General features: G+C 57.4%; 15 protein-coding genes and 1 pseudogene. 2 read left to right on the top strand and 14 right to left on the bottom strand.

All coding sequences use genetic code 11. The features are described from left to right. Positions 1-496: 496 nt before the first annotated feature. From VN622_00625 to VN622_00675, 11 genes and pseudogenes are all read right to left on the bottom strand, one after another. Entirely contained in the window at positions 497-760 is a 264-nt protein-coding gene (locus VN622_00625; protein ID HWR34357.1) for a hypothetical protein, read from the bottom strand. A 219-nt stretch (positions 761-979) separates the two neighbouring features. Further along, entirely contained in the window at positions 980-1,333 is a 354-nt protein-coding gene (locus tag VN622_00630; protein ID HWR34358.1) for a cupin domain-containing protein, read from the bottom strand. Continuing rightward, entirely contained in the window at positions 1,333-2,010 is a 678-nt protein-coding gene (gene eda, locus VN622_00635; GenBank protein ID HWR34359.1) for a bifunctional 4-hydroxy-2-oxoglutarate aldolase/2-dehydro-3-deoxy-phosphogluconate aldolase, read from the bottom strand. The genes VN622_00630 and eda overlap by 1 nt, the downstream gene beginning before the upstream one ends. Positions 2,011-2,021: 11 nt before the next feature. Continuing rightward, the gene (locus VN622_00640) at positions 2,022-3,119 is read right to left on the bottom strand and encodes a sugar kinase (protein ID HWR34360.1); all 1,098 of its coding nucleotides are present in this window, start codon (positions 3,117-3,119) and stop codon (positions 2,022-2,024) included. Continuing rightward, positions 3,116-5,113, bottom strand: coding sequence for a DUF4962 domain-containing protein (locus VN622_00645; protein HWR34361.1), 1,998 nt, complete (start codon positions 5,111-5,113; stop codon positions 3,116-3,118). The genes VN622_00640 and VN622_00645 overlap by 4 nt, the downstream gene beginning before the upstream one ends. A gap of 59 nt (positions 5,114-5,172) precedes the next feature. Beyond that, positions 5,173-8,661, bottom strand: a complete 3,489-nt coding sequence (locus VN622_00650; protein HWR34362.1) for a carboxypeptidase regulatory-like domain-containing protein — start codon at positions 8,659-8,661, stop codon at positions 5,173-5,175. 51 nt (positions 8,662-8,712) lie between these two features. Next, positions 8,713-9,471: an SDR family oxidoreductase gene (locus VN622_00655; GenBank protein ID HWR34363.1), complete on the bottom strand. Its 759-nt coding sequence runs from the start codon at positions 9,469-9,471 to the stop codon at positions 8,713-8,715. Between the two features lie 28 nt (positions 9,472-9,499). Then, complete coding sequence (locus VN622_00660) at positions 9,500-10,855, bottom strand: MFS transporter (protein HWR34364.1); 1,356 nt, start codon at positions 10,853-10,855, stop codon at positions 9,500-9,502. After that, entirely contained in the window at positions 10,798-11,877 is a 1,080-nt protein-coding gene (locus tag VN622_00665; GenBank protein HWR34365.1) for a LacI family DNA-binding transcriptional regulator, read from the bottom strand. The genes VN622_00660 and VN622_00665 overlap by 58 nt, the downstream gene beginning before the upstream one ends. A gap of 627 nt (positions 11,878-12,504) precedes the next feature. Continuing rightward, complete coding sequence (locus VN622_00670) at positions 12,505-12,747, bottom strand: hypothetical protein (GenBank protein ID HWR34366.1); 243 nt, start codon at positions 12,745-12,747, stop codon at positions 12,505-12,507. A 299-nt stretch (positions 12,748-13,046) separates the two neighbouring features. Then, positions 13,047-13,541 (bottom strand): annotated as a pseudogene (locus VN622_00675) (epoxide hydrolase). A 219-nt stretch (positions 13,542-13,760) separates the two neighbouring features. Here VN622_00675 and VN622_00680 point away from each other — a divergent pair. Together VN622_00680 and VN622_00685 are read left to right on the top strand one after the other, a co-directional pair. Further along, complete coding sequence (locus VN622_00680) at positions 13,761-14,678, top strand: penicillin-binding transpeptidase domain-containing protein (protein ID HWR34367.1); 918 nt, start codon at positions 13,761-13,763, stop codon at positions 14,676-14,678. Beyond that, positions 14,675-16,408 (top strand): SpoIID/LytB domain-containing protein, encoded by a 1,734-nt coding sequence (locus tag VN622_00685; protein ID HWR34368.1) that lies wholly within the window; start codon positions 14,675-14,677, stop codon positions 16,406-16,408. The genes VN622_00680 and VN622_00685 overlap by 4 nt, the downstream gene beginning before the upstream one ends. On the opposite strand, the gene VN622_00690 is transcribed toward VN622_00685, so the two are convergent. From VN622_00690 to VN622_00700, 3 genes are read right to left on the bottom strand one after another with little or no spacing between them, the layout of a single operon-like run. Next, complete coding sequence (locus VN622_00690) at positions 16,340-17,125, bottom strand: hypothetical protein (GenBank protein ID HWR34369.1); 786 nt, start codon at positions 17,123-17,125, stop codon at positions 16,340-16,342. The two genes, VN622_00685 and VN622_00690, sit on opposite strands and share 69 nt — an antisense overlap. Beyond that, positions 17,125-21,804: an alpha-2-macroglobulin family protein gene (locus tag VN622_00695; protein HWR34370.1), complete on the bottom strand. Its 4,680-nt coding sequence runs from the start codon at positions 21,802-21,804 to the stop codon at positions 17,125-17,127. Before VN622_00695 ends, VN622_00690 begins: the two co-directional genes overlap by 1 nt. Next, the gene (locus VN622_00700) at positions 21,801-22,817 is read right to left on the bottom strand and encodes a DUF1175 domain-containing protein (GenBank protein ID HWR34371.1); all 1,017 of its coding nucleotides are present in this window, start codon (positions 22,815-22,817) and stop codon (positions 21,801-21,803) included. The genes VN622_00695 and VN622_00700 overlap by 4 nt, the downstream gene beginning before the upstream one ends. Positions 22,818-23,545: the final 728 nt, after the last annotated feature.

The following is a 23,545-nucleotide window of genomic DNA, read 5'->3' on the forward strand; positions in this document are numbered from 1 at the left end:
TCGTCTTCTTCATACAGCCGTGTACTTGCGAGGCTGGCAAAAGCAGGTGCCGTAGTGCCTCGGGGGCAGGACGACGGAAGAGGAAGAGAGGCTAGCCCTGTTTCGCTCTAGGAGCGGCTTTCGAACCGAACCGCGCAGTTCATAAGGAAAGCACGACAATCCTAGATTTCAGAGTTGCTGATGTCAATGTCGCTGAGAAAAGCTGCGAAAGGAAACCTTCGTAACATTTTTATGTTCTACAAACTTTGCGAGACCACGACCGCACGGCGCAAGCCGGGTTCAAGTACTTCCTGGTTAGTCGGCGAATCAAGATGTCTCGGGGTCAAGATAGATGCTGGAAGCAAGAGGCGCCAATTCAAGATGAATAGGTCTGCATAAAGTTAAACTCAGGCGCAAGTAGTGCTTCCGGTCAGGAACTCAGTAGAGATGGATTCAGTTGAGATGGATAAGGAGGGTCTGCGCAATGACAACCCGGTGGCTTGTGGTACCGAGGTTATTACTGCCCTAGCGGAGTGGACCTGTCCTCGGAATACGTCCGGGAGTGTTCATGCAAAGGAAACTCTGTTTGCGCGACAATTCGCATGGTTTTGAATACTTCAGCCGTCGATCCCTGCTCAACGAGCACGTCACCGAGCAGCGCGCCCAACAAGCAGACGTCTCGCTGGAGCGGGATGTCCTTCCACGCATCGCCGCTGTCAGCGGTGAACTCCAGTAGGCGCTCCTGCTGACGATCGGCAGCCCACAAGGGTTTGGTTCGCATAGCGAATTGGATGCCGCACTGTGCTTCTGGTTTTGGAGAGAGACAACAGAGTGCCGCATTTCGCGGCAACCCGACCGCCAAGGGACGTCGACGCGATAGGCAGGTTGTAGCCCGAGTTGAAGATCTTCAGGAAGCGAGTTAACTTTGGGGACTACCCCGGTGTCCCGCTTCTCAAGTTGTTCGCCTCCAAATCGGCAATTACGCGAGTCAGCGGAGCGGCTACACCAGAAAATCTTCTCGTCTCGGTGAGAAGATATCGAGCACAATGGAGGTTTCGATGGCCACCAAACGGTGCTCAACTCCGCCATCTATGATGGCGCTGTCTCGAGTGGCGAGTTCATGGTCAGCGTTTCCTACTCTTAGCGACACCCGACCGTCCACCACGTAAATAATCTGATTGTGCGGATGGGAGTGCCACGAGCCCTCGAATCCTGCTTGCACCGTGTTCTCCACCAGCATTAGGCTTGTATTATGTGCACCGATGCGTCGCGCCAGGCCAGGCTCGGGCACCTGTACTCCGGTCTTCTCCCCGAGCGCGACGCTAAAACCAAACTGACTTTCGCGAGAATGCATCACGCGGTCACCCCGGCCACCTGCGCTGAGATCGCGCGCCGTGTCCGCACGATCTGGACAAACTGCTTAGCCAAATCCGTGATGACTGAGAATTTACGCGCACGGAGTGCCTCTGCGTTGATTAGTTCGCCGCCGACGCCGAGGGCCTCGGCTCCAGCATTAAGGAATTCTCCGGCGGTCTGAAGGTTGATGCCGCCGGTTGGCACCATCGGTATCTGCGGAAGCGGTCCCTTGAGCGCCTTGATGTACTTCGGGCCGCCTACGTTTCCACAAGGGAAGATCTTCACCACATCCGAACCCGCCTTCCATGCGGTGATCACTTCCGTCGGGGTGAGCGCTCCGGCCATCATCAGCACGCCTTTCGTTTTGGCGGCTTCTATGGTCGAGATGTCGAGTCCGGGACTTACTAGAAACTGGGCACCGGCGGCAATGCATTCTCGTGCTGCATCTGGGTCAAGCACGGTACCAGCGCCGATGAGAACCTGGTCTTTGAATTCGCTGCCCAGGCGTGCGATCACCTGTACTGCACCAGGCACCGTCATGGTGATTTCAACAATCGGGATACCGCCAGCGGCTACAGCTTCGCATGCAGCTCGCGCCTCGTCGGCGGATCTCGCCCTTACCACGGGGACAATTCCGATCTCGCGAATCCTATTCAGCACTTCGGCCTTAGTCATATGTTCGCCTGTCAGCGCGCAATTCGTGCGCCGACACCTTTCATCAGGTTCATCACTTCTTTGAGGGTCGCCATGGTCGTGTCGCCGGAAGTAGTCATTGCCAGTGCTCCGTGCGCCGCACCACATTCGACGGCCCATTGTGGAGTTTGGCCAGACAAGAATCCGTAGATCAGGCCAGATGCGAAGGAATCGCCGCCTCCCACGCGATCGTAGATCTCCAGATCCGGCCGATGTGTCGCCTCGTAGAAGTTGCCTTCGCAGTAGCAGATCGCGTCCCAGTCATTGCGAGTGGCGGTCTTGGCTTTGCGCAAGGTTGTCGCAACTACGGAGAATGGGAATTCTTTCACGACGTTTTCGATCATGCGCTTAAAGGCCGCTACTTCGAAATCAGTGATGTGTTCGTTCAATCCGGCAACGTCGCAGCCCAATGCGACGGAAAAGTCCTCTTCATTGCCGATCATCACATCTATATAAGGAGCAATGGCTCGGTTCACTTCCTGAGCCTTCTTCTTTCCGCCGATGGCCTTCCAGAGAGACTCCCGATAATTGAGGTCATAGGAGGTCACGACGCCGTGGTTCTTCGCGTGCTTCACGGCTTCGAGCGCAACAGCCGCCGTGGAATCCGAGAGTGCGCAGAAGATGCCGCCCGTATGAAACCAGCGCGCACCGTGATTTCCGAAGATGTACTCCCAATCGATGTCGCCAGGCTTCAGTTGCGAAACGGCGGTATGGCCACGATCCGAGCACCCCAGCGCTGGTCGAACTCCGAAACCGCGTTCGGTAAAGTTCAAACCGTTGCGCACTGTTCGCCCGACTCCGTCGTAGTCGACCCAGCGTACAAGCGTCTGGTCGAGACCACTTTGGTAAATCAGGTCTTGCAGCAATCGGCCAACAGGATTGTCGGCGATGGCGGTGACGATGGCGGTCTCAAGGCCGAAGCAGCGCTTCAGCCCTCGCGCAACGTTGTACTCGCCGCCACCTTCCGACACTTCGAAATGCCGGGTGGTCCAGATACGCCGATCGCCCGGATCGAAACGCAGCATCACTTCACCGAGCGATACCAGGTCCCACTTACAACGTTCTTTCGGCCGGATCGAGAGCTTCATCATTGAATCTCCTGGGTCTTTGCGCTCTCGGTGGGTCCTGATGGACGGATGACGGTTACGAAACCTGCTTGCGTGGCTGCAGCCTTCTGTTCGACGCGAAGCCTGTATCCGCGTTCCCGGAGTGGTCCTTTGTCTACTGATCCAGGAGGTCCGGGCGCGCGAACGGTGTTCGGCTCGATGCTCGCCAGAGCATCTTCAGGAGAAATGATCTGCACGCTGGCACCGGACAGATCAAACCTGCCCTCTGCGCTCTTTATCGCCTCGTCTGAGATGAGGAGTGAAGTAAACTTGCGCGGAGTTCCGGTCGCCAACTCGTCCCAAATTATGAATTCGCGACCGTTGTAAATCAGCGTCCGATAGAACTTCTGCACAGCGAGATCCTTCGCATAAGCGGCAGTCGCGTCTCCGCGAACGAAAGCTAACTGCGGCAGCAGTTCCAGTCCCGTGATCTTGATGTCATTCAGTTGCGAATAAGGCATGTCACTGAAGGCATCGTGGCCCTTGCCTTCGGCCGCCTGTCCCCTGCCGTCAACAAGTACGGTATTGTGCTGCTCGGTCATCGGGACGCCGGCGTATCCGGAGTCCCCGGTGAGCACCTTGCCGTTGGCATAGAGGATGAAGCTGTTCGCGTCAGGGTGTGCATGCCCGTTAGATAAATGCCAGTCCGTAAACTTCGTCACAAGCTCTGCAGTCTTGTGGCCTTCCGGCGGTCCGCACTTGAACGCAAACGCAACCGCTGACTTCGACCACGACGATCGCCAGTAAACGACCTCATGATCAGAAAAGTAGTGCGAAGGCGACAGCTGCTCAATCGGAACGGGCTTGATGTCGGGCTCAACCCAGGCCAGCGACCAGAAGTCTTCGGCATTCGAGTGCCCTAGCGATTCCATCCATTTCGCCACGCCTTGTATTTCGGGGTTCTTGTACCGTTGGGCGAGCCGGAACAGCAGGTTGAAGTTGGTGTGGAATCTTCCCTGCGGATGGCTTCGCCTGTAATCTTCCCCTTGCTTGGCACGGGTCAGCGGCCCTTCAAAGACGTCTCCGAAGTCGAATACATATTGACCGTCGGGCAGAAGGGAGTGTGCGAGGTACAGATGTGACTTTTTGAGCCCGGGCAAGTCGTACAAATCTTCGCCTGTGGAGTGTGAGTGAGCATCGAGGTAGTGGATGATCCACGGTGTTGAGAACACCCAGTACTCGAAGCCCTCATAGTAGTATCCATCTCCGGAATACGTGGCGAGCACACGGTCGTAAATTGCGCGGGACAGCTTTGCCCACTCTGGCGCATCGGGCACTTCGTCATATAGAGCGTAGGCAGCCACGCCCAAGCCAGCGACAGGAATGAAGACGTGATTCTGGCTGTATGAATACGACCGACCGGTTTTGGGCAAATAGTAAGTGTAGAGCTTTCGCGCCTGTAGTGTGATTTTCTCCCGGTACTTCTTTCGTTCTTCCGGTGTGAATTCGTTGTAGAGGAGGTCGTACGCAGTTCCCATTCCGTACAACAGATGTCCGGCTGCAAGATCGACGTCGGGCTTATTTGTCCGATATCCCCAGATGTCATAACTCACTGCAGCGTCCATGTAACGCTTCACGGCCGCCAACAGTTTGGGATCGCGATCGATCCTGTAAGCAAAGGCACCTTCTGCCATGGCAATGCCTACCGTGTTCTGCAACCGCCGTGCGTCGGCTGGGGGAGGAGGCGGATCATTCTTCAGCACAAGAAGGCGGGAGACCGTGACCTTCCACTGATCGCGATGCGTGGTTCTGGATCGCTCAATGAGCTTGGAAAAGTCATCTTCTGTAAAAAACACGCGGGGATGTTTTCCGGTTAGCTCGGGCCGCAGCTTCGCGTTCACCGAATTCATTACTGCCACAAGTGGATGCGGGCTCTTGTTTTTGGCCGGTTTATCAGCAGGTCCGAGCTGCTCACGCGAATCCTGCGCGAACCCAAAGGATACGAATAACAAAATTGCGAGTAGTGCAGATCTCTTCATTGCGCCGTGCCCCAATATATGAGTTCGGGGGAGGAGTTCCCTCCCCCGAATGGTTGCGTCTAGAACAACAGCTTCAATCCGAACTGGAATACGCGCGGCTCGTCAGTCTCAGTCACTTGTCCGAAGTTGCTGGAGCTGAAGTTAGTCTGCACGGTCCTGAAGGTGGCATGGTTGAAGAGGTTGAAACACTCAGCCCGGAACTGCAGCTTCACTCTTTCAGTGATATTGGTACGCTTCATCGTGGAGAGATTCCAGGTCTGTCCGGCTGGCATCTGGATAAGGTTTCGAGGCATGTTCGCGATGAAACCCGTCCGGCCGGTAAAAGCCGCGGGATTGATCCACTGATTACCGCTTCTGTTCGCTTCCCAGTCACCGATGAGGTCCACGTTGCCGCCGTAGCCGATGCTCGGTGCTGTGGTGGCGCGAGTGCCGCCGCTGATACTCACATGCCGGCCAGATTGCCAGTTCGTGATGCCAGAAATCTGCCAACCGCCAAGCACTTTTCCGACGAAGCCACCCTGGTTCTTTTTCCACGGGAACTCGTACACATAGCTCGTGACGAAAACGTGTCGGCGGTCGAAATCGGCATAAGAGTAGTCGGCAGCGGACTCGTAGGGCACCCGCAGATTCGAGGTTTCATTGTCGAACGTGTTGAGCGCTTTGGACCACGTGTATGCGAGACTGGCTGTAAATCCGTGCGTTATACGCTTCTGCCAGTTCACCTGCAGAGAGTTGTAGTTGGAAACACCATCATTCTGCTGCATGAGAACCGCCGCGTAGCCAAGAGCTTGCCGGACGGTATCGGTGTTCGGATTCAGGTACGTCCCGTCTGCTTTCTTCTGGAGTGCTTTATCGGGCACTACGTAGTTCGCGTCACGACGATGAGTGAGATGGCGACCCTGATTGCCCACGTAGCTCAGTTCAACAAACGATGCCCAAGGCAATTCGCGCTGTATTGCCAGGCTGTATGCGTAAATGGCACCGGGGGGCATGTCGGGAGAGAATACGGCAAGACTCTGCAACAGTGGCTGTCCAGGCCCAGAAGCACCTACGGTGTCGAGGGGATTACCAAAGGTTGGAACCAGAGTCGACGGAGTGGTGTATTGACGTCCGTTCGTGATGTTGGCCTGTGCAGTGAACGGTGTATTCGCGCCAGCGTCGCGAACCGGGTTCAAAAGCGTGCGGTCGTAGAAGATACCGCCGCCGCCGCGTATGGAGGTTTTACCATCGCCCCATGGATCCCATGCGAAGCCAAGACGCGGAGCCCAGCCATTCTTAACATTATTTGCGAGGCCTGAGGGACGGCAATCGAGCAGGCGATCAAAATTGGGATTATCAAAATTGTTCGTGCACCCCGGCAGCACGATTCCGTTGTAAGGATCGTAATAACCCTGAGCGCGTGTCAACGTTCCAGTTGGATCCGGCGTCAACTTAATCACGCCCGAACTGATGTCCGTTGAAAGCGGCGCCTTCGCAGCATCAAACCTGGATAGATCAAAGCCGACGATGCGGCCATCTTCTGTTTGCGGCCAAGGAATGAATTGGTACCGGAGCCCTAATGTAAGTGTGAAGCGCCTGGAAACCTTCCATTGATCGTTGGCGTAGAACTCCCATTGGTTATAGAAGGACGGAACATTTGTCGTGTTGGAAGTTTCTTGATATCGCGTGTAGGCGCCCAGAAGAAGATTCGCTACGGCATTGCCGCTATCCTGCTGCCGGATTGCGCTATCACCCGTGGAGAAGGAAACGGTTCCGCCGTCACGAACACGAGTGTTCTCCTGCTTAAACGCGCGCTGCCAGAGCATGCCGAATTTGAATGAGTGCGCGTCAAAGGTCTTGCTGACGTTGTCGCGAATCTCCCAAGCCTGCGCTTTGATGGCATAAGGTAAGCCGTTGCCGGTGATAGTGCTGTAGCCCTGAACGGATACTTCGGGAATCTTGTCCAGACGATTTACCGGGAAGATTTCCGTGAAATTGATGCCGTTTGCTGCGCGACTGATCGCCTCGGCATCCTGGTAGTTGATGTCCTGATCGTTGCGCTGCCACAAAACCGATAGGTCATTAAGCAATGTCGGACTGAGCACGTGCGTGTAGTTCACCATAACGGTGTTGCCGGTGCGCGTGTGATTATCCGGCGCGATGGGGAGGTTCTGGTTGTCAAACGTCGACCCGAGCGGATTGTCGGAGTTGAAGTTGTCGCGCGTCCAGCGGCCAAAGATGGTTGCATTCTTGCTGGCTACCCAGTCGAGCCGCAACAGGTCCTGCCTTACGTTACGCGAGGTCACGGGGGATGCGATGTACCCGGCCGCACCGGAATTCGGTTCCGGGAACAGATTGAGGATAGCTAGTCCATTTGGGGACATGCGAGACATGGGAATGATGTTGCCTGCAAAAGGTGTCCCGGTAGTGCTCGCCGACTTGTTACACAGAATGAACTTGCCAGCAGCTCTATCGGCCGCCGAGAGGGTTTGGGTACAGGAGGTGATTGCTCCCGAAGATGTCGGCAAGAAAGCGCTGAAATCGCCGTTGCGCATCGCAAGGGTGGGAACCTGCTCGTTCAAGCTGCGGCCGGTGCTTGGAAGCTTCCATTCCACGCCGCCGAAGAAGAACAGCTTGCTTTTGTATAGCGGGCCGCCGAGGAAGCCACCCACGTTATTGAAGCGAAGACGTGCTTTCTCGGGCTCTCGGTTTGTGACCCGTTTACTCTCCCATGAGTACGCATTCAACTTGTCATGGCGAAAGAACTCGAACAAGCTGCCGTGAAACTCCGTGGTGCCGCGCTTGGTAACCACGTTGATGGCCGGACCACCCTGCCCGCCATATTCAGCACTGTAGGGTGAGCTGACGAGTTTGAATTCCTCGATGGCGTCCACGCTGATGTTATTTACCATCGTCGCGACGGAACCATGATCAACGTTGCTAGTGCCATCCACCGTCGGCGCAAAGCGGCGACGGGTTCCATTGATGGCCGTGTCATCGATGCGCACGTTCGTTCCCTGCTGCGAATCAACATTGATTGCACTGGTGCCCGGAGCAAGGTTAATGAGTTGCGCCCAGTTTCGTCCGTTCAGCGATAGCTCACGGGTTTGCGTGCCGGAGATGAGGGTTTCAATGTTTGCCGTCTCTGTGTTCACCGTTTGATAGGCAGTGCTAGTAACTTCAACGGTTTCGGCTGTCTGTGAAATCTTCAGTGAGATGGTGCGGTCGAACACGCCACCGACGTCTAGCTTTATACTCTCCAGTACTGACGTGGCAAACCCCGCCATGCTTACGGACAAGCGGTAAGATCCCACTGGCAGGCTTGGAAAGCTGAACAGTCCTTCCCCGTTGGACTGCACGGTCCGCTCGATCCCCAACGCAGGATTGGCTACGGTGACAGTTGCTCCGGGAATGACTGCCTGTTGCGGATCGATCACGCGTCCGGAGATCGTTCCAGTGGATTGTGCAATGGCGCTGCCGGTCAGCGATCCAGCCAGACACGCAAGTATGAGAACGAGTATCAGCACTTCCAACAGCGACTTCGGGGCCCGACTAATTCGGTGTTTCATGTCGAATCTCCTTAAGGGCTGGGTGGCGGATGAACCGCCTTCCGCCAAGTGCTATGAAAATAAAACTCCACCGTTAATATCTACGTTCGCTCCATTGATGAACGAAGCTTCCTCAGAAGCGAGATAAGCGACCAGCTTTGCGACCTCGCACGCTTCTCCCTCGCGCCCGAGTGGCGTCATGGACGCAACGCGCTGGCGTACTTCCGGCTTCGTGAACGTGTTGTGGAATGTGGTGTTGATCATGCCGGGTGCAACAGCGTTGACCCGAATCCTTCTTGGGCCTAGTTCCCTCGCAAGCCCGCGCGTGAAGGTGACTATCCCACCCTTCGCGCTCGCGTACGCCAATGACCCGGGGCCCCCTCCGTCTCTTCCAGCCTGCGAGGAGAAGTTCACGATCGATCCGCCATCCCTAAGCATTGGAAGAAAGCACTTACTCATCAGGAAGGTGCTGGTGAGATTCAGTGCGACGATGGTGTTCCAGAAATTCAGGTCCATCTCCGCTACCGTCTTGCGGCCGCCGAGCCCGCCAACTACGTTGACCAGTACATCGATATTCTTAAAGGTTCCTTCTACCGTCGAAGCAAACGCGGCAATCTGGTCTGCTTCCATTACATCTACAGGCATCGCCACACACTTTTGCCCGAACTGCTCGACGTCCTTCTTTGTGCGCTCGGCTTCCTCCTCTGCTTCAAACGGGGGATAGCAGAATGTGACCGATGCTCCGCATTTCGCGACTTCGACGGAGACTGCGCGGCCAATGTCACGAGCACCGCCTGAGATCACGACTACCTTGTTTCTAAGATCAACCATGAATTCGTCCTTTCTTCTCTTTCAACACTCACTTCATCTGCACCCGCTCGATGCGGCCCGCGAGTAACAGCAAGACTGCGGTGCCGAGCGGAGCAAGCACCCCGGCGATCGTCAGGATCGGCGTGTAGGAAACGTGTTGCACGAACCAACCAGTTGTAAGAATGAAAACCATGCTTCCGATCGCGGCACCCGTTCCTCCCAGGCCGGCGACGGACGCAACAGTCTTGTCGCTGAAAAAATCGCTGGGAAGGGTCTGAACGTTACTGATCCAGATCTGGAATGCGAACAGTTCTACGCTGATGAATGCCAACGCCAGGTAGGGACTGGCCACTCGACTAACCATCACACCGATGGGCATGACACAAGCCGCGCCGACGATGATTGCTTTCCGGGAGCGATTGACACTCCACCCGCGTTTGATAAGTCTGCCGGCCAGCGCACCACCAGTAAGGCTGCCCAACCCGGCGAACAGATACGGCACCCAAGCGGAGAGTCCGATGGCTTTCATATCGAATCCGCGCGCATCGGCAAGATACTTCGGCAGCCAAATGACGAACAGCCACCACACTGGATCTACGCACAACCTTCCAAGCACTACGGCCCAGACCTGTCGACAGCGCAAAAGCCGTTTCACGCTGAGGGTTTCCTGTGGCGAACTCACGGATACCTGTTGGCCCGCGAGGATAAGGTCGCGCTCTTCTGTGGTTATCGACGGATGCTCGGCTGGAACCCGGTACAAACGCCACCAGAATAGGAGCCAAACGAAGCCGATTGCCCCGGTAATGACGAACGTCGCCCGCCAGCCCAGCACGAAGTTCAGCCACACCACCAGCGGTGGCGCAATCACCGCACCAAAGGCCGCACCGCTATTGAAGATCGCCATGGCCAGAGCTCGCTCACGCACGGGAAACCACTCGGCAGAGACCTTCGCTGCTCCCGGCCAGTTGCCCGCTTCGCCAAGTCCGAGCAGCGATTGCAGAGCCATTAAGCTTTTCAGCCCAATCGCCATTGCGTGTGCCACGGCAGATGCCGACCACAAAACGATGGAAGCGGCGAACCCCTTGCGGGTTCCCACCCTGTCGTACAGTCGCCCGGATACCGTCTGGCTGATTGCATATGACAACAGCAACGCCACCCCGATATAGCTGTACTCCTGGTTTGAAATGTTCAGCTCTCTGGTGATCTGAGGCGCAAGTAACGCAAGGCACTGCCGGTCGATGTAGTTGATTGCTGTCGCGGCAAACACCATTCCGATCATCCACCAGCGCAATCCTGGGATTCTGCGCACCTTGTCGGCTGGTTGTACTGCAGTAGCTTTTGTTGCGATCACGGACGACCTTTCTTCGCGATTCGTGCGGTTGATTTCCTTACTACCAACTGGCATTCCAGGGACACCATTCGCCCGCCGCCCTTGAACCGGCCTTCGATCCGATCAAGCAGAAAACGCGCCGCACGACTGCCTTGTTCTGAAATCGGCTGCGCCACCGTAGTGAGTGGCGGCGTCGTATGCGCCGAGATTGGCGTATTGTCGAAACTCACCATGGAGATCTCGGACGGCACCCGTATTCCTAGTTCTTGTGCGGCATGGAGCGCGCCCATGGCTGTGTAGTCGTTTCTGGCCAGGATTGCCGTTGGCCTCCTGGTGAGTGCGCCAATTTTCATCATCGCTGCATAGCCATCTTCCTCGGTCGCATACGCCGGACTGCTTTCCGGTCCCACGATCAACTCATTTCTAAGTTCAATCCCATGCTCTTCCAGGGCGTCCTTGTATCCCTGGAAGCGTCGCAAGTTTGACGCATGCTCCGGAGCGATTCCCATAAAGCCGATTCGCCGATGTCCTAACTTCAGGAGATGATTGACTGCCTCGTAAGCTCCCTTCCGGTGGTCGGCCGTAACACAATCCACCTTTGCGCCTTCCACAGGACGGCCAACCGTAACCACCGGCACGCCGGAGCGTACGATTTCCGCGATCGCGTCATCGCCCAACGCCGTCCCTCTGGTCGCGACGATAACGCCCGCAACCCGGTGATCGACAAATGCGTCGAGGGCCGCCGTCTCCAGTTCCACGCTGCGGTGCGCGGTAGCAAGAAAAGCCGAGTATCCATTGCCCGTGAGTTCCTTCTGGATGCCGGCTACCAGTTCGGCCGAGAATGGGTTTGCGATGTCCGGCAGCATGATCCCGATCGCTTTTAAAGTCTGGCCCTTGAGGCTGCGCGCCAACATATTTGGCCGATAATTCAATTCTGACGCGGCTTTCAGGACGCGCTCGCGGACGTCGTCACTTACGTAACCGGTATTGTTGATGGCACGCGAAGCGGTCATGGGCACAACGCCGGCGGCGCGTGCAACATCGGCCAAGGTCGTATGTCTAGTCGGGGCGGCGGCGCGTGATGAACGAGTGGACATTGAATGTATAATGTGTTAACGTTAACACGTTAACGCTAACAGACTATGCGCCGTTCTTTGGCTGCTTGTCAACAGAATTCATTCAGCATTTGCGGGCGACGAACGGGAATCCAATAACTGATGGCATTGGTACGCTGCACGTGTGACGGACTACTCGAAAACCACGGCCCTTGCTTTTACAGCAGCCTAGAATGACTTCGAATTGGCATCGCCCTCGCTGTCGCGGCTGTTGCATTGTCACGCACGACCCACGATTTGCAGCCCATGCCGAACGAACCGTTCACGTGTTTGATGGCCGGGTGGTAGAAGAAACGGTGGCAGTCGACATAGCAGTTGGTAACCGGATGGACGGAAAGGGATGCCGGGCAACCGCATGCTTCCCATTGTCGAGCAAGACAGTCGTGACGGGCACGCAGGCTGCGGCAAACACCCACTAGGCCCCGCGCCAGGCAGTGCCGACAGGGAGCACAAGAAGAACCATGAATGAGGCTGATCTCAGGCGCTACTATCTTTAGTTTCGAGATCACTTCGGTATTGTCCGTGATCCGTCATCCTTTGCGGAAGCTCAGCTACAAACGCGGAGAACAACGAGGAAGAGCCGGGATGCGCGGATCGCCAGTATGGGCCTCAGCTTAGGTCACGGAAGAAAGCGGTCAGATCCCCTGCGATCGCTGCCGGTTCCTCAGCTGGGGCGAAGTGCCCGCCGTGCGGAAAGACTGTCCAGCGCTGGATGTTGTAGAGGCGCTCCAGATACGCGCGCGGCGGCTCGCTCTCGGGAACGGTCTGGTGCGCGAAGACACCGAACGCCGTGGGCGTGCCGACGTAAGTGGGGTCGGCCGGGTACCGGCGATTGTCCCAATAGTCGCGCATCGACGAGGTGATGGTCTGCGTGACCCAGTACAGGGTGAGCGTGGCACAGAGGAAGTCGTCGGGCGGCGTGCCAGCCCCGCCGGGGAGTCGTTGAGTCCATAGCCGACGGTCTGCGGCTTGGTGGACTGGATCGCGCTGTAGCCCCGCTCCGTCGTGTCCCAGCCCCGGGTCATCGCGAGGTACGAACGCTCCATATCGGACAGCTCCGCGTCGTCCACCCTGGGGGTGAGGTCCGACTCCAGTGTGGTGAGATGGATCCCGATCACCGACTCGGGATGGTCCAGCGCCAGGAACGTCGACACCCCGGAGCCGAAGTCACCGCCGCCCGCACCATAGCGGGGATACCCGAGCTCGGTCATGAGCCGGTGCCAGCGCTCCGAGATGTACCGGTAGTTGATGCCGACCACGGGTGGACGCGGCGAGAAACCATACCCGGGCAGGGAGGGCACGACCACGTCAAAGTCCTCAAGCATTGGCAGTATGTCCACATAGTCGAGGAAACTGCTGGGCCAGCCGTGCGTGAGGATGAGCGGCACACCCTGGCCCGATGCGGCACGCTGGTGCACGAAGTGGATGCCCTCCCACGTGAAGTGGTTGAGAGCGTTGAGCTTCCGCTCCCAGGCACGCCAGTCGAACTCATGGGCCCAGTAGGACACGAGGCGCCGCAACCAGCCCAGCTCAGTGCCCTGTTCCCAGCCTATGCCGGGTATCTGGTCGGGCCATCGCGTATGGTGCAATCGTTCCCGCAGATCGTCGAGCACCTCATCCGCGACCTGAATCCGCAACGGTTCCACTACAACAACTCCCTCTTGTCCATGGCCAGTGGCCAGCCAAACGGTTCGTTCGCAAACGAATCGACGTGGCGATACGTAATGGACATGGTCGCCAAAGTATCACAGGGCAATAACCGCTACTGGGAGAATAGTCGGCAATCCGGAAGTAATTTGTGCCTGTGCATACTGTGGTGAAACGGGAATTTGTCATTCGAGTTAGCCTTTGGCATGCTTACTCCAATGCGCTGCGCTCAACACTGGTCTTCTGAGCTGATAGTTCTCACGTTATGCACTTTGCTTAGTGCAGTTTGTTGGGGAGGCGAAGCGACGGGCCGCGCCTCACTGAGCACGGAGTTACGCAGGGCTTTTGGTGATCAGAAGGGCGCAGCCGTTGTCATACGGGTACGCGACTCGCAGATCCTGGCGGCGCATAATATTCCCGTGTTAACCCGCCGAGTTGCGACTCCGGGTTCCAGCATGAAGCCGTTCACCCTCCAATTCCTGATCGATAACAAACTGTTGAAAGGAACAGACCGGATAGCGTGCCGCAGGTCGCTGACAATAAGCGGCATACGATTGAACTGTTCACATCCTGCGCCGCACGGCGCGTTCGACGCGCAAGAAGCCCTGGCGTTCTCATGCAACTCATACTTTGCGGAAGCCGCGAAGCGCCTGCCCCGGCTGAGATTCGAGCAATACTTGCGGGGACTCGGCTTCGATCGCACGACCGGCCTCTTACCTGGAGAAGCCGAAGGGCACGTTCCGGCCGCTCGAACCATACAGGAGCGACAGTTGCTCGCGATCGGTGCGGCGGGGATTGAAATTACGCCCCTCGAACTCGCGGCGGCATACATGCGGCTTGCCCGTCGGCAGAAAGCTCCCACCGAATCAGAGCGCGTGGTGTTGAATGGGCTTGCCGCGGCAACCGATTACGGGTTGGCGCAAGGCGCGCGACCAGGATCGCTCAAGATCGCCGGCAAGACTGGGACAGCGGCCGACCCCGGAGGTGCCGTAACGCACGCGTGGTTCGCAGGTTTTGCTCCTGCCGACAGCCCGCAAGTAGTAGTCGTGGTATTTGTTGAACGGGGGCGCGGCAGCGTGGAAGCAGCGAACGTCGCGCGCCGCATCCTCAAGGCTTGGGAAGGCACCGCGCAATGAGACAGCTCGTCATAACTTTCATCCTGCTTCTACCCATCGCAGGGTTCGCGCAACAACCTGATGTCAGGTTGGAGTTGATGTCGCTATACAGGATGAAAGACGCGACGGTCCACGCGTTGGAACACACAGTCATGCGGTCGTGCGAGAGATGCGATTGGGTGCCGTGGAAAGGTGCACTGCAACTTACTGCCAAAGCGGACGCGGTCACAATTGGCGCCGACACAAAACCTTTGAAGGTGCTGTCGCTTCGCGGTGGCCTCCGGATGGAAACAGGCGTTGCACCTGCGCGCACGATCGTCACCCCAGTAGAAGTTCGCTCCAGAGGCGGGCGGCTTGTGTTCGTCACCACTTTGCCGCTTGAGGAGTACGTGGCGGAGGTGGTGCAGGGTGAGACCTCCGGGACTTTACCGCAGGAAGCGCTTCGAGCAATAGCTGTAGCCGCGCGCAGCTACGCGACCCATTTTCGTGACCGCCACAAAGCGGGACAATTTGATTTCTGCGACACCACGCATTGTCAGTTCGTTCAGTCGAAATTGTCTCCGGCGGTAGCCGCGGCAGTCGAACAAACACGCGGCGAGATCCTTTGGGACCGCGGCCGGGCGTTCGCTGCGTACTATCACAAGGATTGTGGGGGCCGGACCGAGTCTGCCTCTGAAGTTTGGCCGGGTGCAACAGCGTCGCGGGCAAGGACGGTCACCGATCCCTATTGCGTGCGCACAACACAGCGATGGCGTTCGGACATTTCGCGGAACAAGATCAACGTCGCATTGACGAACGCCGGCATGAATCTTCCGAGAGACTGGGACCACATCACGGTCGCGCAGCGAACGTCATCCGGCCGTGCCAAGACATTATTGTTCGGCACAGGCAATTCGGAAAACGGGCGGCTGATCGCAGCGTCCAGCGTAAGGTTCGCACTTGGTCGCGCTTACGGATGGAGTTGGCTGAAGAGCGAGTGGTACGACGTCTCTGTGGCTGATGATCGCGTGATATTCACCGGTCGCGGCACCGGACACGGTGTTGGGTTGTGCCAGCTTGGCGCGGCGGAGATGGCTCGCGCCGGAAAGACCTACCGCGAGATTCTTGCGTTCTACTATCCGGGCATGACCATCGGAGTCGCAGCCAGCGGAATCGCGTGGCGGAAGTCGTCCTCGGCCGGCGTTGACGTTTTCACCGTTGATGCACAACCCCCAGCTCACGAGATGGAGATGTCCGCACGTGCTTTTGCCTGGGCTGAATTGCACACTGGGCTCCACTCGCCTAAACGGCCGAGCGTGTATACCTATCCGACTGTGGAAATGTTTCGTAACGCCACGGGCGAGCCCGGATGGGTTGCTGCCGCCACAAAGAGCAACAAGGTTCGCGTGCAGGCATTCAAGGTACTGGACCGTCGCTTCGAGAGCGTACTGCGGCATGAATTCACACACTTCCTGCTGGAGATGAACGCCGCACCGCAAACACCTCTCTGGTTTCGCGAAGGACTGGTGATGCTGATCACTGGCGAGCGGAAATCCGCCGTCGCCGAGCTTTCGCCGGCGCAGATGGAATCGATTCTCCGAAGCCGCAGCGACTACAAAGCTACCCAGGCGGCGTACGGCTCCGCACTTGCGATCATTGCTCGAATGGATCGGCAGTACGGACGGGGCAAACTGCTTTCTTGGCTAGCTGGCGGCATTCCCTCCAACATTCCCGCCGGCGGCGTCGCGCAGGAAGTTACCGACAAGCGCTGAGGCCATGATCCAGGTCATCACGGCCAGTACGTAGGCGATGAACAGGCGAGTCACAAAACTCACGGTTTCTTTCGTTAGCCCATGCATCGGTTTCCAATTCACTAGAATGCTCGGTAACCAGATACCAAGTGCGGCGGCGATCGCAATACCTACCCAGTACTTCCAGCGTATGTATGTTCGCAGCGCATTGCCGAAGGCGCTCCGTCGCAGTCCGAACGATGCCGCAGCCGAGAGTAACGGCAGGAAGAGTGCCGGCAACACGAACCACGTCAACGCGGCAAGCTTGAATTCTACCCAGCTATTGAACCGCGCGAAGCCGATCCAACTCTGCATGAATTTCGGCAGCAGCGTGAACCAGTAGCCGCTGTACCGCCAAGTATTGTCGGAGAGTTGCTGGGCATAATTCATCAACAACAGCAGCACTGCGAAGAGCACGAGGAAGAGCGGAATGTGGCGCAGTCCCCTACGAAAATCGTCCTTTATCGAATCGCGAATGGGTGTCACGCCGTGTGCCAGCGTGCCGCAGTGCAGCCAGGCGAAGACGAAGACGATCAGCAGTCCGGAGATCAACGCGAAGGCCAACTGCCATGCATGCGCCTCCGGAATGAGCAGCCAGAATGACGCGGCGGCCATCAGCAGCGCGTTGCCGACAAGGTGGATTGCGTCCAGACGCCAATTGGAAAGTGGAGCAACAGCAGATCGCAACAGTTCGCGCATCACTTCACCTCCACTACGGCCGGATCAGTGGTCGACAAGACGTCAGGTTGATACATTGGCTGAACCGAAGCCGGACTGATCTGGAACATGCCGGCATTGGTGACCTTCACCAGGTAGAAATACTCCCGTACGCCGTTCGTGAACCAGGTCTGGAACATCACCGCCCGGTCGTCGTGGAATTCGCGGCGGCTGTACCAGTTCCTCCACCACGACGGCTTCTGCCGCAGTTCGTAAAGCTCGTCACGCTCCACAAACTCCGTCCCCGCCGGGATCGGGTCCTCGACCATCAGGTACTTCCACTTGTCACCGGTGACCGTGATCTTGATCGCGAGCAGGTCACCAGTTTGAACCGGGCCGGAGAGCGGCGCGAGAGTGTAGACGATCTTCTCGCCGGACTTCTCGCTGGTCATCTTGAAGTACTCACGGACGATGCTGAGCTTCAGCCCGTTCTTGTTGTTGAGCGATTTGTCACGCGAATAGTACACGCCCCTCGCTGACCAATAGAGGCTCCCGCTACCGTTCTTGCGCACCTCTATCCTGTTGTTTTCTCCAACAGCTGCGGGGGAGACCAGCGCAGTCGCCGCCAAACCCGACGTCGCGTCCTGCTGCGTGAAGCGGCGGCCGAGCACTTGTTTTCCGTTTACGAGAATCTCGACGTTGAACGACGCGTCGAGTTCCTTGCTCACCTTCAGGTACTCGGTGATTCCGAACAGCACCATCGCGGTCTGCTTGGTGGAGTACCAGTGGCCCTCGTTGCGATGCCGCATCATCCACAAGACCGCCTTCGGCAACAGCATATCCTGCGGAGAAAGTTGGCTAAGCAGTTTTACGGCGTATGCAGTCGCTTCGGCGCTGTTGTCCACGTCGATCTCGAGAAGGTCGTCTTTCGACGAAGCCCAGTAGGCTCCTTCTCCTTCCGCTTTCACCATGCTTCGCAGCGTATTCGCTGCTTCATTCGCCCGGTCGTCGCCGTTCAAGTGCATGACGAGTCCGGCCATCGCGATGCCCTCGCTGCTCAATTTGGAGCGCTCATTCCATAACTTGTCCAGTGCTTCGTGGTCTCGCTCGCCCGCCAGCGCCAGCGAGTAGGCCACATAAGCCCGGAGGTCAGGAATCATGTTCGGATGCTCGGCAAGCGCTTTCTTCAGATAATTCTTTCCATTCAGGAAAGCGTCCGGCCGAACCGAATATCCAGCAGATTGCGCCTGTGCCATACCAGACACGACGTATGCGGTCATAAACAGCATGCTGTCGTCTTCCTTCCACCACCCCCAGCCGCCGTCCTCGTGCTGGAAGTCGTAGAGACGCTCGAAACCGGCATCTACCTGCCGAGCCAGCAGCGCGGGATCGACACGGCTCGGAACCTTCAACTCCTTTAGGGTGCTCGCCACTACCACATTGGGCAGGAAACTCGACATCGTCTGTTCCGTGCAGCCATATGGGAATGAAGTCAGGTACTCGAGGCTAGAGAAGATTGCGCCTGCCAAAGACGGAGAGGCCTCTAGCTGGATTGAGCGCGAGCCCGGATCGACTCCTGCGGGGAAGCTCAAGTTGGTTGAACTCGAGCCCGTCGCGTCGCTCTGAGTTCCGCCCGCGGCGACTCCCTGTTTGACTCCAAAAGGAATCACCGGCAGCGTGAGTTCCATCGCGTCCGATTCCTCGTTCGTGAGCGCTTTTGCCAGCAGTTTTGCCGATGTCTGGCCCGGCTTGGTTCTCAATCGCCAGTCCAACTTCACCTCTCCCCGCTGCGGAACTTCCACCTGCTGTGTTGTTCCAGCAACCATGTCCACGCCTGTCACATCGAGGGATATCCTGACGGTCTTCGCGGAGGCGAGATAGTTGTGCACGATGGTCGATACCGTGACCTCGTCTCCCTGCCGGAAGAAGCGCGGCGCGGCCAGTCGTACCATTAGGTTCTTGCGGACCAGAACCTTGTTAATCGCGGCACCGGCCTTCGTATCCATCGTGACCGCGCGGACAGTCGTACGCCAAGTTGTTAAAGAATCTGGAAACGCGAGTCGCGCAGTCGCACGGCCGTTATCATCGGTTCGAATCTCGGCCGCCCAGAATGCCGTGTCCGGAAATGCCTTTCGCACCTTCGGCTGGACAAGATCTTTTACCTGCGCCAGCGCTCCGCGCGCGAGTCCACCGGGCACCCCGCGCATCGCGATCGGGATCGGCTTCTTCCCTGCTTCGCCATGGAAGTAGAACGAGAACGACTGCTCTGTTTGCACGATGCCGTAGCGTTCCTCGTAAAAGGCATTGACGATGTTTCCGGAACTGTCCGGCCGCACGGCATAGATCGCGTCATCGACCACGCCTAAGCTCAGCTCGGCCTTCACAGGCGTGCCTGAATTGTCCGTGACGCGCACGTCGTAAGCTGCAGGTTCTCCCGGCTGGAACTGCTGTTTCGATGGCGTCACATCAATTTTGAGCGTGCGTTCAACGGGTGGAACCTTTATGTTCTTCGATCCCTTGTAGAACGTGTCGTCAGCCACCACGAAAGCACTCACGTAGAAATTAGGCTGCGATTGTTCCGTGATCGGAACTTCAAACGTCGCATTCTGCCCGTCCGCTTTCACGATACGCCGGGTCATCACAGTCCGGCCTTCGGTCGTTACGAACACGGTTGCGTTTTCGACGCCGCCCATTACGACAATGCGTGCGACATCGCCCACCTTGTATGAGCTCTTGTCCGTGAGAACCTGCAGTTGCTGCTCGTTGCCTTCTTCGCCATAAGTCGACTCGCCCTTTCCAACAATCCACATCCAGCTCTGAGCCTCAACCTCTCTCCCTTCCGGGGTCTTCGACGTGACGCGAAGAACCATGCTTCCGCTCTCCGAGGCCGGAACGTTGAACCGCGCGTATCCGTCAGCACCAGTTTTCTCCGTCCCGCTGTAGATCTGCACATCCTGTTCGCCGTACTTATGGCGAAGAAGGGCGATTTTCAGGTCTGCCTGTACGGCATGCTTTTCATAATCCTGCGCGTGAACGACAACGGGAACGCTTTCGCCGACCCTGTAGATGTAACTGCCGGTCGAACTGTTAAGCCGATAGCTTCCGTAAGTGGCGAGGACGCCGTTATGGCCCGCAACTTCGCGTCCGACTGCATCCGTCACCCGTGCCTCGACCCGATATTCAACGTCGACCTTTTGCTTCTCCTGTACGGATGTCGGGATCGTAACAACCAGCCTTCCGTTTCCGTCGAGTTTGCCTTCCTGTTCGAGTACCTGCTCTCCGTAGAAGTAGCGGTCTGCGTCTTCTGAACCGTCACTCGTGTCAGTCGAGTCGTCATCGTCGCTGAACCACGCACGCTGCGTGTGGACGACATACTTCACTTTCGCGTTAGTGACCGGCTCGCCGAAGTAGTACCGGGCCTCGATCGTCGCTTTAACGTTTTCCCCTTGCAGTACTCGGTTTCGCTCCGGCGTGACCTTCACGAAGTACTCGGGCTTCTTGTACTCCTGTATCTCGAAACTGCTGCCGATACGGCTCTCGCCCACTACGACCGAGATCGTGTAGTAGCCCAACGGAGCGCTCTGAGGAATTTCCAGCGAGCCATTCAGGCTGCCGAACGTGGATAGCGGGTACGTCTTCTTAAGCACCGTGTTATTTGCGGAGTCCTCGACCGTCACTTCGGCCTGGCGTTCCGTCGGCAGTAGCAATCTCTCACCGGTGCGCTTCCGCAGGATGGCCTTGAAGTGCACCGTGTGTCCGGGCCGATAGACCGGCCTGTCGGTGTACGCGTAACCTGCCCAGTCTTCACGCGGGTTGCTGCTCAGGTTTAGCGAGTACGGCGCCACAATAGCGACGTCCTCGCCATGCTGCGCCAACACCCAGTTCGAGCCATAACCACTCTCCGAATCCCCGAAATCTTCATCGCCGTTCGGTGCGTTCTTGAGCTCGATTGGAGCCTCTCCCATCCCATCAGTGCCGGTTGAAAAGGCCGCTAACTGCTGGTGTTTGTTCCAGACTGTGATTCTGACATTTCCTGCCGGCCTGCCTGTCTTTCGCTCCACAGTGAAGGCGACGATCTGCCCCGGCGCTGTCTTAGTAACCAGTGCCATCTCGGAAACTACAAGCACCGTGAATGCCCGGTATGTGCCGTCAGTTGCCTCCACTACATAAAGCCCGGGCTTGAGGTTCTCGATGGGAAGTTCGGAAGATTCACTGACGTACTTCGGCGGCAGTTCCATCTTCCACCTTGCCACCAGCTGTTGAGAGTTCAGCAGCGGAACGTCAGCAAATCCCACGGCTCCACGGGTGGCACTACGTTTCGCCTTGCCTGAGTGCCAGTCGCGGATCTTTGCCCGCGATTCCCCCGAGTATTGCCCGCGGAAGAAGTCGCGGATCCAGCGCCACCAACTTATCTTCCAGTCGTGGAACTTCTCCAGCCACGTGCGCTGGTCCACCTGCTCCCTGGGCGAGTAGTGCCGCACGCCAAATTCATGCAGGTCATCGAGCTTAGTGAAGAATGCCGCGGGGTCCTGCACCCTGTACACGCGGAACTCGAGGTAATCGACGTTATGCGCGTAGAGGTTCACCTTCGGCTTCTGGTCCGGCCTGTACGTACGATCACTGGAAAGGGAGAAATACACTTCCGTCGATTGCGCAACGGCAGCTAGTGAAGCAAACAGCACGAACAGTAGGACGCAAGAATACGTCGATTTGCGGATCATTTGGCCTCTCGCAGGATGTTCCAGCGGTAGACACCAAGGAACTTCGGGTTGCTGATCTCCGGGCGCCAGCGCGCATCGGGATGCGCAAGCAAAGCCTGCATGCGCACTCGGCGCATTTCTCCCTGCCGCTTGCCAATTGGCCCGGTGTGGTAGACGACCCAATCGCCGCCGTCTCCAAAATGGCTGCGACCGACGAAGATCATGGAGTGAAACGGTGAACTCTGTTCGAACTGCCGGAAGAAAAGAAGGTCTCCCGGTTGCGCCAGCCGAACGTCCCGCGTCAGGAAATGCGTATTCGAGGTGATAAGTGTCTTTGCGTCGGAAAACTCCGCAAACGTCCCGTCCGCGATGTCAGCGGGATTGAACTCGCCTTCCTTCGTCCGAAACAGCCGCGGTCCCAACGGCGTGTAAGGATACGTGTACTTCGCGATATCTGGACCCGCTGGCAACTGTCCCAGGTTTGAATCTGACGCCCAGGTCGAATCATGTCGTCGCATTGCCTCTCGATACGCATATCGCAACAACGCTGCACAATCATTGATCTCGGTCGGGATCGTGGCGTTGGAGATGGCCTGGCGCTCTGCTAGAACCGTGAACCAGTGCCGGAAAGCCGCACGATCCTGAGGCATGGAAAGCCGCAGGAAATCCGGCGTCCCGTCGCGGAAGTAGTCCCCGGTCGCAAGCACGCTATCAACGCGTACGCGCGACTCCCGTATGCTCTCGCCGCGCATATCGAGCGTCATCTGTCCCGGATTCACTCCGGCAATCACTTCGACCAGAAGCTGCTCCTGCGACTTCTCCAGCACAACTCTTTCAACGCGGCCGCGCCCGTCGGACTCCACCACACGTATAGAAATGTCCTTAGGGTTGAGTGAACGCCCATCCTGCGTTCTCAGCCGCAGCCACATGCGCGATTGCCCATCAGCGACGACCGGCTTTTGAGGAATTTCAAGTATTACCTGGGGTGGCCGCCGCTGGCCGCATGCAGAGAGACAGAGGACGAGAATGGACACTGCGAAGCCCGCACGCATCAGTGTTGCCAGTTATAACCATGAGGTAAGCAGCAGAATTATGCCTGCGAAGTTCTGCCATGTATAGATAAATGCTTCATTCCCGTATACATCAAGGTGGGTTGCGTGTCTTCGGTTGCCGTGTTCGGTCAGCCAACCGTTTTGATATTGGGGCCGTGCCATAGAGAATACGCCCTGCTGGTCTTCCGCCAACGGCCAGGATCAAGTGTTTACGCTCGCTTGCGCAGCGAAGAAAAGTCCTGCATGTGATCGAGGATGAACTTCTCGACATCCACGCCGAAATCGCAGCATCTGCCGTTCGTGGCGGCCAGTGCCTAACAGCACTGCGGGAATGCGCGGGCTTCTTCGCGTGGTGTGAGCCTGCACCCAATCGAGCGAAACGCCGAGCCACTCGGCGACTTCGCGGGAATTGAGCAGACGTTCGGGGTTGCGTGGAAACTGGAGGGTCGGTGCCGCCGGCCCAGGCTGACATACGCGTATTCCTCTCGCGAAGGTTCGACCCGCGCGATGCCTCGTAAGGCAGGCGAGCCTAAACGGTCTACTGGACTCGACCCCGGCCTCGCACGAGAAGCTGATTCAGGGCACATCAGGATTTCGTCAAACGGCCTTGCGTGTGGCGGTACAACGAAGGCCAGGCAAAACTACTTTCGCCGCGGGCGTGAGATGCTGGCTCGCAAAGTCGAGGCTGCGATATTGCCTGGGATTGGCGC

Source organism: Clostridia bacterium, from assembly GCA_035561135.1.
Lineage (GTDB): Bacteria > Acidobacteriota > Terriglobia > Terriglobales > Acidobacteriaceae > DATMYA01.